Source organism: Micromonospora salmantinae, from assembly GCF_022230905.1.
GTDB classification, from domain to species: Bacteria; Actinomycetota; Actinomycetes; order Mycobacteriales; family Micromonosporaceae; genus Micromonospora; species Micromonospora salmantinae.
On the sequence record NZ_JAKKFG010000045.1, the window covers coordinates 113,596 to 125,869 of the forward strand.

The window sequence follows — 12,274 nt, forward strand, 5'->3', positions numbered from 1 at the left end:
GTGGTCGCCCGCGCAGCGCAGGCGACCGACCTGGCCGACCTCGACGCGGCGGTGAGCGACTGTTTCGCCTGCCCGCGGCTGGTCCAGTGGCGGGAGGATGTCGCCCGCACCCGCCGGACCGCCTTCCGCGACCAGGAGTACTGGGGTCGGCCGGTGCCGGGCCTCGGCACCGGTGACGCCCGGATCGCCATCCTCGGGCTGGCGCCCGCCGCGCACGGTGGCAACCGCACCGGCCGGATATTCACCGGTGACCGGTCGGGTGACGTGCTGTTCGCGGCGCTGCACCGGGCCGGGCTGGCCAACCAGCCCACCAGCGTCGCCGCCGACGACGGGCTCACAGTGCACGACCTGCGGATCTTCTCGGCCGTCCGGTGTGCGCCTCCGGACAACAAGCCGACCCCAGTGGAACGGGACACCTGCGCACCCTGGCTGCACCGCGAGGTCACGCTGATCCGGCCCACGCTGCGGGTCGTGGTCGCGCTGGGCGCGTTCGCCTGGGCCGCGTGGTGGCCGGTGCTCCGTGCGGTGTACGGGCAGCGTCCGCCCAGCCCGCGACCGGCGTTCGGTCATGGGGCACACTGGTCCGGCACGAACGCTCCGGACTTGCTCGGCTGCTACCACGTCAGTCAGCAGAACACCTTCACCGGGCGGTTGACACCAGGGATGTTGGACGACGTCTTCGGCCAGGCTAAACAGCTGGCCGGAGTGGACTGAGACGACGCGTGGGGTGGTGGCGATGACAGACGGAACACGCCCGCCCACACCGGTACCGTCCGCCGAGCCGGGTGTGCTGCGGCCGGTTCTCGGCCTGCTCCGCCGGTGGTGGCCAGTCTGCGCGGTCGCCGCCCTGCTCGCCGGTGCCGCGCTGGCGTCCGCTCACTCGTCGATCGGGGCCAGTCGCATCCCGCCGGCCGCGGACAACGTTCCCTGGGTTCCCGAGTACCCCACCTTCGAGCCGTCGCCGTCCATCCCGATCGAGCCCCGCGACGCCGGCGAGGCCACCCAGGCGCACATCCCGCAGTGGGTCGGCACCGTGGCGGTGGTCCTGCTCGGGCTGGCCATCCTCGCCGCGCTCGGCTACCTCAGCTGGGTCCTCATCCGGGGCGCGCTGCGCCGTACCACCCGGGCACTACCAGCGCAACGGGCCCGCCGTACCGCCGAGGGCACCGCCCGCGAGGTGGTCGCCGCCCTCGACGCCGGCCTGGTGGAACTCGACGACCGGGACACCGACCCCCGGGTGGCGGTGATCGCCTGCTGGGTGCGCCTGGAGGAGACCGCCGCAGCGGCCGGCGTGCCGAGGCTCGCCGGAGACACCCCCACCGACCTGGTCAGCCGACTGTTGCAGGGAGACCCGGCCACGGGCGTGCCGGCCATCGCCAGCACCGACGTGCTGGCCGAGTTCGCGCACGTCTACCGGGAGGCCCGGTACGCCACCCACCCGGTCGGCGAACGCACCCGGGACCAGGCCCGCGCCGCGCTCGGCCGGCTGCGCGGAGAGCTCACCGCGGCGGTGACCTCATGAGCAGCACCAGCATCGACGATCTGCTCGCGTTCGAGGAGGAGGCCGCGCCGGCCGGTCCGCAGGCGCGCCCGTCCCGATGGCGTCCGGTGCTGCGCTCGCTCGCGTGGGCCGCCGCGTTGGTAGCGGTCCTGCTGGTCGGCCTCCGCGCGGTGGGCCTCCAGGTCTCGCTGCCCGTACTGATCGCCGGGGTGCTCGCCGTGCTGGCGGTCCGCCGGGTCACCGCCCTGCTGGCGCCGCCACCCGCGCAGCCGCCGGCTCGCCAGGCCGGCGCGGGCGAAGAGGACGGCAGCTACAACTGGGGCGCCCGGGACGCGCTGCGTGGCGCGATCAACCAGTGGGAACGGCCCCTGGACTGGTCCTCGAACCGAACCGAACGTTTCACCGAGGTGGTCCTGCCCCGGATCGGTGAACTGGCCGACGAACGGATGCGGCTGAAACACGGCGTCACCCGTGAGTCGGATCCCGCCCGCGCTCGCGTCCTGCTGGGTGACCGCCTGTGGACGTTCCTGGAGACCCCGCCTCGCCGCACCCCGTCGCCACGCGACCTCGCGGTGATCGTCGCCGAACTGGAGAGTATTTGATGAACGACGTGGACCGGAGCATTGCCCCCGCCGAGGTCGGGCACCTGGCTCGGGCGGTCCTGGACGCGGTCGGCACCGTCGTGGTCGGCAAACGGGACGCGTTGGAGCTGGTCCTCGCCGGCATCCTCGCGGGCGGGCACGTGCTCCTGGAGGACCTGCCAGGGCTCGGTAAGACACTCACCGCCCGCTCGTTCGCCCAGGCCCTCGGGTTGGACTTCCGTCGGTTGCAGTTCACTCCCGACCTGCTCCCCGCCGACGTCACCGGCTCCTTCCTGTACGACCAGCGCAACGGTGACTTCACCTTCCGGGCCGGCCCGGTCTTCACCAACCTGCTCCTCGCCGACGAGATCAACCGGACGCCGCCGAAGACCCAGTCCGCGCTGCTGGAGGCCATGCAGGAGAAGCAGGTGTCGGTCGAGGGTGTGACCTACAAGCTCGACGAGCCGTTCCACGTGCTGGCCACCGCCAACCCCATCGAGTACGAGGGCACCTACCCGCTGCCGGAGGCGCAGCTGGACCGGTTCCTGCTGCGGGTCTCGTTCGGTTACCCGCAGCACGAAGAGGAGTGGGAGGTGCTGCGCCGTCGGATGAGCCGCCGCCGGGAGGAGGCGGACATCAAGGCGGTGGTCGACGCGGCGACGCTGCGGGCCATGCAGGCCGCCCTGGAGGACGTGGTGGTGGAGGACTCCATCGGCCGCTACATCGTGTCGCTCACCGCGGCCACCCGGGAGCACCCGTCGGTGCTGGTCGGCGCCTCACCTCGCGGTTCGCTGGCGCTGCTGCTGCTGGCCCGGGTCCGCGCGGTGTTCGGCGGACGGGACTACGTGGTGCCGGAGGACGTCAAGTCGGTGGCGGCGCCCGCCCTGGCCCACCGGATCACCCTGCGCCCGGAGATGTGGTTGCGCCGGGTCGACCCGGCGTTCGTGGTGGGCGAGGTGCTGGAGGCGACTCCCGCCCCGGCCAGTGGCGCGCTGCCGAGCTACGCCGCCGGCGGGCCCCGGCACTGATGACCGGACCGACAGTGCCGACGGCCACCGAAGCGGAACCGGCTGCCGGCTGGGCGCCCACCCCGGCGCTCGGCCGCGCGGTGCTGCTCGCCGGCCTGCTGCTGGTGGCCGGGGTGCTGCTGGGCCGGGTGGACCTCATCGTGCTCGCCGCCCCGTTCGCGTTGGGCACCGCGTACGCGCTGCGTCGACGCCCCACGGCGCTGCCACAGGTGTGGATCACCCAGGGTGACGGTGGGCCGCTGGTCGAGGGCGGTGACGTGGCGGCGGCGGTGAGCGTCGGCAACCCGGACACGATCGACTACGACCTGGTCGTGATGCGTACCCGCGTGTCGCCGTGGCTGCGGATCGTCCGGGCCGGCTTCGCCCGTGCCGAGGCCGTCGACGACGGGGAGCCGAGCGCCACCCCGGAAACCGGTGCGACGGCGCCGGGCAGCGGCGGGCGCCGTTCCGTCGCGGACCGGCCGTTCGTGACGTCGGTGCCGATCGGCGCCGCGGTGGATTTGGAGCTGGCCGGCAAGGCAGTGCGCTGGGGCCGGCACCCGGTCGGCCCCGCCGGTGCCCGGGTCGCCACGGCCGGGGGTCTGCTGGTCTCCCGGGCGGTGATCACCGAGCCGGTACGGGTGCGGGTGTACCCCCGTACCGAGCCGTTCGAGGCGGTCGAGGCGATGCCCCGCGCCGCCGGCCTGGTCGGGGCGCACCACTCTCGCCGACCCGGAGAGGGCGGCGAGCTTGCCGGCGTACGCGTCTTCGCCCCCGGGGACCGGCTGCGCCGGATCGACTGGCGGGTCTCGTTGCGGGCCCGGCAACTGCATGTGGCCGCCACCCTCTCCGACCGGGACGCGGAGGTGGTGGTGCTGCTCGACGTGCTCGCCGAGGCGGGCCGCTCCGGTGGGGTGGACGGCGCCGCCTCGGTGCTCGACACCACCGTCCGGGCCACCGCCGCGATCGCCGAGCACTACCTGCACCGCGGTGACCGGGTCTCGCTGCTGGAGTACGGACCGGCCGCCCGCCGGCTCCGGCCGGCCGCCGGACGGCGGCAGTACCTGACTGTCCTGGAGTGGCTGCTCGACGTCCGGGTCCACGCGTCCGCACACGAACCGTACGACCAGGTCTTCGGCCCGCAGTTGCTCTCCTCGGACGCGTTGGTGGTGGTGCTCACCCCACTGCTGGACGAACGGTCGGCGCAGATGCTCGCCCGGTTGGCCCGCGGTGGGCGGTTCGTGGTGGCGGTCGACACGTTGCCGACCGACCTGACATCGCCGAAGGACCGGGGGTGGGCCGAGGTGGCGTACCGGCTGTGGCGCCTGGATCGGGAGATCATGATCGGGCAACTCCGGGAGCACGGCGTACCGGTGGTGCGCTGGGCCGGCGCCGGCAGCCTGGACCAGGTGTTGCGGGACGTGGCCCGCTTGGCGACGGCACCAAGGGTGGGTGGCCGGTGAGCGCGAGGAGTGCGCTTGCGAGCCCCGCAGTCGCGAACGGAAGGCGAGTGCGGTGAACGTTCTGGTGGAGCGGGTTCGGGCGGCGCAGTACGCCGTCGCTCGCGTCAGCGTGGCCCCGCTGCTGGTCCGGGCCGGGATCTTCGTCATCGTGTTTGCCGGGTTCGCCCTGGCGTTTCCCGCGGAGGTGCTTTCCGGCCGGCCGATCTTCTTCCTTGCGGTGGCCGCCATGTTGCCCGCGTTCGGGCCGCGCAAGGTCTGGACGACCTTCACGGCGTTGGTCACTGTCGGCGGCTGGCTGCTCGCCACCGACGGGTACGGCCGTCCGGTCGCCCTCTGGCGGCTGCTCGCCGTCGCGGCGCTGCTCTACCTGGGGCACACCCTCTGCGCGCTGGCCGCGCTGTTGCCCTATGACGCGATGGTGGACCCCGAGTTGATCACCCGGTGGTTGGTGCGGTCGGCCGCCGTGCTGTTGGGTTCCGCCGTGCTCGGTGTGCTGTTGCTGCGGGCGACGGGGACGGGTGGGGGCGCCGGATACCAGTGGGTGACAGTGCTGGGGCTGCTGGTGGCGGTGGGGATGGCAGTGTTGCTGGGCTGGCTGCTGCGGCGTCGGTGACCACTGCGACCTGGGGGTTACGCAGGTCACATGGGTTGTGCTCCGTCACAGATGGGGGGCGCGAGCGGGATTACCTGAGCCGGCCGGGGAAAGATAGACAACGTGAATCCGAAGCGGATCCTTGTGGTTGGTGCCGGGCACGTCGGTCTGTACGCGGCCCTGCGCCTGTCGAAGAAGCTCAGCTCCCGTGAGGCTGAGGTCATGGTGGTTGACCCCCAACCCCACATGACCTATCAGCCGTTCCTGCCGGAGGCGGCGGCGGGCAACATCTCCCCGCGGCACTCCGTGGTGCCGCTGCGGCGGGAGTTGCGCCGGTGCAAGATGGTGGCCGGCACGGTCACGCGGATCGAGCACGACCGCAAGGTGGCCACCGTGCAGCCGATCAGCGGCCCGGCCCGCGAGATCACCTACGACCACGTGATCGTGGCTCCGGGTTCGGTCTCCCGCACCCTGCCGATCCCGGGTCTGCACGAGCAGGGCATCGGGTTCAAGACCATCGGTGAGGCGATCTACCTGCGCAACCACGTGCTGGATCGGCTCGACGTGGCGGCCGCCACGCCGGATCCGGACGTCCGCCGTTCGGCGCTGACCTTCACCTTCGTCGGCGGTGGGTACGCCGGCATCGAGGCGCTCGCCGAGATGGAGGACATGGCTCGCGACGCCCTGCGCTACTACCCGGAGCTCAAGCAGGACGAGGTCCGCTGGGTGCTGGTCGAGGCCACCCAGCGGGTGCTGCCCGAGGTCGATCGGGACATGGGCGCCTACACGGTGCAGCAGCTGATGAAGCGCAACATGGACATCCGACTGGACACCCGGCTCGAGTCCTGCGTCGACGGGGTGGTCAAGCTCTCCGACGGTGACAGCTTCCGCTCCGACACGATCGTCTGGACGGCCGGCGTGAAGCCGTCGCCGATGCTGGATTCGACCGACTTCCCGCGCGACGACCGTCGTCGGATCACCTGCCTGCCCACCCTCCAGGTGGTCGACGGTGACCAGGTGCTCGAGGGCGCCTGGAGCGCCGGGGACTGCGCCGCCGTGCCGGACCTGACCAAGGAGCCGGGCAACTTCTGTTCGCCGAGCGCTCAGCACGCGGTGCGCCAGGCCGCCCGGATGGCCGACAACATCACGGCCGTGATCCGGGGTCGCGAGCCGGTGAACTACAAGCACAAGCACGTCGGCAGTGTGGCGAGCCTCGGCCTGCACAAGGGTGTGGCCCAGGTGTACGGGATCAAGATGACCGGTTGGCCGGCGTGGGTGATGCACCGGACGTACCACATGAGCCGGATCCCGTCGTTCAACCGGAAGGTCCGCGTGGTGGTGGACTGGTCGTTGGCGTTCTTCCTCAAGCGTGAGGTGGTCGCCCTGGGTCAGCTGCACGACCCGCGCGAGGAGTTCGTCGAGGCATCCCAGCCGATCGGCGCGCCCCGCGTCTGATCAGAGAGCGACGCCGACCCCGTCGATCTTGCACTTCCGGATGCCGTAATGCGCCTTTTGGTGTATCTTGTCAGGGCAGAAAGTGCAAGATCGACGGGGTTCTTGGTGGTCTAGACCCGCCACGTCCAGGCGTCGGCGATGCGGGTGGGTGGGCCGTAGAGCTGCTCCAGGGTGGCGCGCAGGCTTTCCGCGTGAGGGGCGTCGTCGGTGAGCGCCACGCAGGAGGCGCCCCAGAAGTCGGCGTCGCGGACGGCCTGGCGGCGCTGCTCGTCGCCGATGGCCGGTTGGTCGCCGCGGCGGGCGACATCCGCCAGTAGCGCGGACGTGGGCTGCTTGAACGTGCCCATCGCCGCGGTGCCGCCCCTCCCGTACGGGCCGATGAAGAAGCCTTCCGGCAGCCCGAAGCCGGCGTCGGCGGCGGTCGCCCAGCGCATCGGCCAGGGTTCCTTCGGGGTGGGCAGCGGCACCGGGACCAGCACCCCGCCCGGCGGTACGCACTGCCGCCAGTGGCCGCCGGTGATGAATTCCGGCACGGCGGGTCGTCCGGCGGTCGGCAGGGGGGCCGGGAAGATCGGCAGCAGCGCCACGCCGACGGCCAGGGGCACCAGCCGCCGCGCCCGACCGGAGCTGCGCAGGGCCCGGTCGACCGCGAGCACCAGCAGCGTCGCGACGATCGGCAGCAACGCCAGCGCGAACCGCATCGGCAACGCCCCGTCCACCACCGGCAGCCCTCCGATCAGGGCGTACGGACCGGGCACCGCCGTCCTGGTGCCGCCGAGCACCACCTCCGGGCCGAGCGAGAGCGTCCCCATCACCAGGCCCGCCACGACGCAGGCGAAGACCAGCCGGCGTCGCCCGGCCCAGATCGCGCAGACCGCGGTGACCAGCAGCAGTGGCCAGCCGAGGAACGTGTTGTACTCGGCGGGGCCGGTGGTCAGCCGGGCGGATTCGTCGCTGCCGGCCACCGACAGCGGGGAGAGCGTCCACCAACTGCTCAGGTCGGCGGAGAAGTAGGCAGGGGTGAACATCCCGTCGGCGACTCCCTGCGGCCCGGCGAACTGGAACCACAGCGGATAGCCGAGCACCAGCAAGGCGAGCCCGGCGGCGATCGCCAACCCGCCGGCGAACCCGGGGAGCGCCCGACGGGCCAGGTCCCGGTCCGCCACGGCGTAGCTGATCGCCATCACCAGCAGCGTGATCGCGGCGAGGAAGAGCACCTCCTCGCCGATGAAGACCTGCGCGCTGATCGCGCCGGCCAGCCCCGCAGCGGAGGTGAACAGCCGACGACGGTCCGGTCCGGAGGCTCGGCTACGGCCGGTCTCGTCGGGGGTACCGGGCCCCGGGTCGGCCGCCCGCAGCAGCCGGACCACCAGCCAGACGATCACCGGCACCAGCCACTGGGCGGTCATGTGCAGGTGGCTGTTGGTCTGCGACACCATGCCGGGTCCGAATCCGCACAGCCCGCCGCCGAGTGCGGCGGCCACCCGGCGGACGCGCAACGTGCGGTGGAACAGCAGGTACCAGGCGAGTGCGGTGCCGGCGAGGTTGCCGGCGGCGAGCAGCGCGAAGGTGACCGGTGCGCCCAGCAGCAGGGTGACCGGCGCGAAGAGGACGCCGAGGGCGATCACCGTGGTGTTGGTCATCAGGTTCACGCCGTCGGGAGCGTTGAGCCGGTTGCTGAGCAGGTCGAAGTCGCCGAGCAACGCGCGGGCGTCCACCGCCAGGAACCACTCGTAGAGGGCCTGGTCCTCCGGGTTGAGCGCCAGGATGCGGCCGCCCGGGTCGGGCCACAGCCCGTGGGTGAGCCAGCCGGCCAGCACCGCGAAGATCAACGCGGCCAGCAGGTCCGCCTGGTGGCGGCGGACGGCGGCCAGCAGCCCGGTGGCCCGGGGTCGGCGGTTGACCTGATCGGCGAGGCGGAATGCCTGTTCAGGGGCGGCGTCGGGGGCCGTGGGGGCTGCGCTGCTCACGGCATCGACCCTAATGTGGCCGGGCCGGCGGGGTACGCCGGGTCGCCGCAGACCGGCTACGGTGACACTGCACCAGGCGTGTCGGCGCGCCGGTGCCACTCGCCCGGGTGGTGGAAAGGCAGACACGGCCGCCTTAAAAGCGGCTGCCGAAAGGCGTGCGGGTTCGACCCCCGCCCCGGGCACCGGTCGGCTCACCCATTCTCATTCGTGATCTCCAGGACTTGGCTCTGCCGTTTACTCTTGGAGGGCACGTTCACGTGCACACGACCCCCTGAGGGAGGCCAGACAGTGAAGACCTCGAACCCGGTGCTCGCCCGGCTCGGCCAAGCGGCCGAGCGGGAGCGGTCCGCCGGGTACGCCCCGGCCGGGCCGTACGGACAGCCCGGCATTCCCCAGCAGTACCCGTCCCAGGCCGATTACCCGGCCGCGCCGCCGACCGTGGCGCCCATGACGATCGACGACGTCGTCGTCAAGACCGTCACTCTGCTCGGCATCCTCGGCATCACCGCCGCGGCCGCCTGGGTGCTCGTGCCCGACGCGCTGGTCGGTACCGCGTGGATCGGCGCGGCGGTGGTCGGCCTGGTCCTCGGCTTGATCATTTCGTTCTCCCGGATGGCCAACCCGGCGCTCGTGATCGCGTACGCGGTCGTCGAGGGTGTCTTCGTCGGCATGGTCAGCAAGGCGTTCGAGACGCGCTTCGACGGCATCGTGCTCCAGGCCGCCGCAGCCAGCTTCGGCATCTTCTTCCTGATGGCGATGCTCTACCGGGCGAAGGTCATCCGGGCCACCCCGGCCTTCGTCAAGGGCATGATCGCGGTGATGGTCGGCCTCTTCGCCGTCATGATGATCAACCTGGTGCTGGCGCTGTTCGGCGTCAACACCGGCCTGCGCGACGGCAGCCCGCTCGCCATCGGGTTCAGCCTGGTCTGCATCGCGGTGGCCTCGCTGAGCTTCGTGCTCAGCTTCAAGGAGATCGAGGACGGCGTCCGGATGGGCCTGCCGCAGCGCTACTCCTGGGTGGCCGCGTTCGGCATCCTGGTCAGCCTGGTCTGGCTCTACATCGAGATCCTGCGCCTGCTGAGCTACTTCCAGGGCGACGACTGACCTCGTCCGCACTGCCGACCGGCGCCCGTCCCCACTCCGGTGGAGGCGGGCGCCGTCGTCCGCGCCGTTTGCCCGCCGCCGCCGGTCCGCCCGGGGCAGAGTGATTTCGGGGGGTACGCGGGCGAAGGAGGCGGCGGTGCGCAGCAACAACCCGGTGCTCAACCGGCTGGACGAAACCGGCCGGGTGGAGGCCCGGGTGCTCGGCGCCCGTGACGTCGAGCCGATGACCGTCGACGACGTGGTGGTCCGTACCGTCGGGTTGCTGCTGGTGACCGGCGCGGCCGCGGCGGTGTCCTGGGCGGTGATCCCCGACGCGGTGTGGCTGGGCGCCGCGCTGGCGGGCAGCGCGCTCGCCTCGATCGCGCTGGTCCTGGTCATCTCGTTGCGAGCGATCACCAACCCGGTGCCGATCGTCGGCTACGCCATCCTCCAGGGGCTGCTGCTGGGAGTGGCGAGCCGCACCTTCGAGCAGGTCTATCCGGGCATCGTGGTGCAGGCGGTGGCCGGCACCTTCGGCGTCTTCCTCGGCATGGCCGCGCTCTACCGGGCCCGGGTGATCCGGGCGACGCCCCGCCTCGCCCGCCTGGTGATCGGCACCCTGCTCGGCATCGCCGTGCTAAGCGTGGTCAACCTGGTGTCGTACCTGATCAGCGGGCGGCCGGGCCTGGCGGTCTACAGCGTCAGCGGTGAGGTCGGCTGGCTGCCGTACGCCTTCTCGGTGGTGGCCATCATCGCCGGTGCGTTCAGCTTCATCCTCGACTTCGATCTCGTCGAACGCTCGGTGCGGGACGGTCGAGCCCGTCGGTACGCGTGGCTGAGCGCGTTCGGCCTGCTCACCGGGTTGGTCTTCCTCTACTGGCAGTTGCTGCGGCTGCTCAGTTACCTGCGCCGCTGACCGGCCCGACCCGGCGCGGTCGGTGTCGGTCGTAGACTCGGCGGCGATGAGCGCAGCGGAGTTGGACAAGGCCGTGCAGTTGCTGGTCCGTCAGATCGCGCACTGGCAGCAGCCCAGGTGGGCGGCGGTCGCGACGGCCGGCAACGTGTCCCGCGCCGACCTGGTGCACCGCCTGGCGCAGGAGGTCGCCAACCTGGCGGCCGACGCCGAGGGGGAGCCCCGCCGGGTGGTGCCCCGGCTCGACAACGACCTGGCCCTACCCGATCAGTTGCGGGTGGTCACGGCGGACCTGCTGGCCGCCGACCCGGGGGCCGAGGCACTGGCCCGGGCCGCCGCCGAGGTGACGGCGACCCGCAGCGCGCTCTGAGGCCGCTCAGCTCAGCTGAGCCGTTCCAGCACCATGGCCATGCCCTGGCCACCACCCACGCACATGGTCTCCAGACCGATGGTCTTGTCGTGCCACTCCAGCGCGTTGAGCAGGGTGCCGGTGATCCGGGCGCCGGTCATGCCGAACGGGTGGCCGACCGCGATGGCGCCGCCCATCACGTTCAGCTTCTCCTCCGGGATGCCCAGCTCGCGGTAGGAGGGGATGACCTGCGCGGCGAACGCCTCGTTGATCTCGACGAGGTCGACGTCGTCGATGGTCATGCCGGCTCGGCGCAGCGCCTGCCGGGACGCCTCGACCGGCCCGAGACCCATGATCTCCGGCGACAGGGCGGTCACACCGGTCGAGACGATCCGGGCCAGCGGGGTGAGCCCCAGTTCCTCGGCCCGCTGGGCGCTCATCACCACCACGGCGGCGGCGCCGTCGTTGAGCGGGCAGCAGTTGCCGGCGGTGATTCGACCGTCCGGGCGGAACACCGGCTTCAGGCCGGAGACCGCGTCGAGGGTGACGCCGGCCCGGGGCCCGTCGTCGGTGCTCACCACGGTGCCGTCCGGCGTGGTGACCGGGGTGATCTCCCGGGCCCAGAAACCGTCGGTGATGGCCTTCTCGGCGAGGTTCTGACTGCGTACGCCGAACTCGTCCATGTCGGCGCGGGTGACGTCGTACACCTGGGCCAGGTTCTCCGCGGTCTGCCCCATGATCAGGTAGATGTCGGGCAGCTCGCCGGCCTCACGCGGGTCGGTCCACACCTCGGCGTCGCCCTGCGCGCGGCGCTTCGAGCGCTCACCGGCCGGCCCGAAGCGGGGGTTCTCCCAGCCGCCGCCGACCAGGGCCTGCGCCTCGGGCGGCAGCCCGTCGGAGCTGCCCCGGGCGTAGCGGGAGACCATCTCCACCCCGGCGGAGACGAACACGTCGCCCTCGCCGGCCCGGATCGCGTGCATCGCCATCCGGGTGGTCTGCAACGAGGAGGCGCAGTAGCGGGTCAGCGTGGCGCCGGGGACAGTGTCCAGACCGAGGAGGGTGGACACCACCCGGGCCATGTTGAAGCCCTGCTCGCCGCCGGGCAGGCCGCACCCGAGGTAGAGGTCGTCGATAGTGGTCGGATCGAGCGCGGGGACCTTGTCCAGCGCGGCCTGGACGATGGTCGCGGCGAGGTCGTCGGAGCGGACGTCGCGCAGGGACCCCTTGTGCGCCCGGCCGATGGGGGAGCGGGCGGTGGCGACGATGACGGCGTCGCGGGACGACTCAATCGGCATGGACCAACGTTAACCCGCCGGTAACATGGCGCGGAAGAAGCCGGTGCGGCGGGAAATGTCACCCT

General features: G+C 72.0%; 12 protein-coding genes and 1 tRNA gene. 11 read left to right on the forward strand and 2 right to left on the reverse strand.

Annotated features, from left to right (window positions below; all coding sequences use genetic code 11):
- From PSH03_RS29420 to PSH03_RS29450, 7 genes are all read left to right on the forward strand, one after another.
- The gene (locus PSH03_RS29420; RefSeq protein ID WP_308194403.1) at window positions 1–714 is read left to right on the forward strand and encodes a uracil-DNA glycosylase; all 714 of its coding nucleotides are present in this window, start codon (window positions 1–3) and stop codon (window positions 712–714) included.
- Between the two features lie 22 nt (window positions 715–736).
- On the forward strand, window positions 737–1,522 hold the full coding sequence (locus tag PSH03_RS29425) for a DUF4129 domain-containing protein (RefSeq protein WP_372494913.1): 786 nt from the start codon (window positions 737–739) through the stop codon (window positions 1,520–1,522).
- Window positions 1,519–2,103, forward strand: a complete 585-nt coding sequence (locus PSH03_RS29430; RefSeq protein ID WP_238691022.1) for a hypothetical protein — start codon at window positions 1,519–1,521, stop codon at window positions 2,101–2,103. Before PSH03_RS29425 ends, PSH03_RS29430 begins: the two co-directional genes overlap by 4 nt.
- A complete protein-coding gene (locus tag PSH03_RS29435; protein WP_091394243.1) occupies window positions 2,103–3,110 on the forward strand; it encodes an AAA family ATPase in 1,008 nt (335 codons plus the stop codon). The genes PSH03_RS29430 and PSH03_RS29435 overlap by 1 nt, the downstream gene beginning before the upstream one ends.
- Window positions 3,110–4,552: a DUF58 domain-containing protein gene (locus tag PSH03_RS29440; RefSeq protein ID WP_210785644.1), complete on the forward strand. Its 1,443-nt coding sequence runs from the start codon at window positions 3,110–3,112 to the stop codon at window positions 4,550–4,552. Before PSH03_RS29435 ends, PSH03_RS29440 begins: the two co-directional genes overlap by 1 nt.
- A gap of 52 nt (window positions 4,553–4,604) precedes the next feature.
- A complete protein-coding gene (locus tag PSH03_RS29445; protein ID WP_238691023.1) occupies window positions 4,605–5,165 on the forward strand; it encodes a hypothetical protein in 561 nt (186 codons plus the stop codon).
- Between the two features lie 102 nt (window positions 5,166–5,267).
- A complete protein-coding gene (locus tag PSH03_RS29450) occupies window positions 5,268–6,599 on the forward strand; it encodes an NAD(P)/FAD-dependent oxidoreductase (protein WP_210785642.1) in 1,332 nt (443 codons plus the stop codon).
- A 110-nt stretch (window positions 6,600–6,709) separates the two neighbouring features.
- Here the strand turns inward: PSH03_RS29450 and PSH03_RS29455 are convergent, their stop codons facing one another.
- Entirely contained in the window at window positions 6,710–8,569 is a 1,860-nt protein-coding gene (locus PSH03_RS29455) for a hypothetical protein (RefSeq protein WP_238691024.1), read from the reverse strand.
- Between the two features lie 101 nt (window positions 8,570–8,670).
- On the opposite strand from PSH03_RS29455, the gene PSH03_RS29460 reads away from it, so the two are divergent.
- The 4 genes from PSH03_RS29460 to PSH03_RS29475 all read left to right on the forward strand — a co-directional run bounded on the left by PSH03_RS29460 (window position 8,671) and on the right by PSH03_RS29475 (window position 10,935).
- Window positions 8,671–8,751: transfer RNA gene (locus tag PSH03_RS29460), tRNA-Leu, on the forward strand.
- Between the two features lie 106 nt (window positions 8,752–8,857).
- Window positions 8,858–9,673, forward strand: coding sequence for a Bax inhibitor-1/YccA family protein (locus tag PSH03_RS29465; protein ID WP_238691025.1), 816 nt, complete (start codon window positions 8,858–8,860; stop codon window positions 9,671–9,673).
- A 136-nt stretch (window positions 9,674–9,809) separates the two neighbouring features.
- Window positions 9,810–10,568, forward strand: coding sequence for a Bax inhibitor-1/YccA family protein (locus PSH03_RS29470; RefSeq protein WP_210785639.1), 759 nt, complete (start codon window positions 9,810–9,812; stop codon window positions 10,566–10,568).
- Between the two features lie 46 nt (window positions 10,569–10,614).
- Window positions 10,615–10,935, forward strand: coding sequence for a hypothetical protein (locus PSH03_RS29475; protein WP_238691026.1), 321 nt, complete (start codon window positions 10,615–10,617; stop codon window positions 10,933–10,935).
- A gap of 11 nt (window positions 10,936–10,946) precedes the next feature.
- On the opposite strand, the gene PSH03_RS29480 is transcribed toward PSH03_RS29475, so the two are convergent.
- A complete protein-coding gene (locus PSH03_RS29480) occupies window positions 10,947–12,209 on the reverse strand; it encodes an acetyl-CoA C-acetyltransferase (protein ID WP_238691027.1) in 1,263 nt (420 codons plus the stop codon).
- Between the last annotated feature and the right edge of the window lie 65 nt (window positions 12,210–12,274).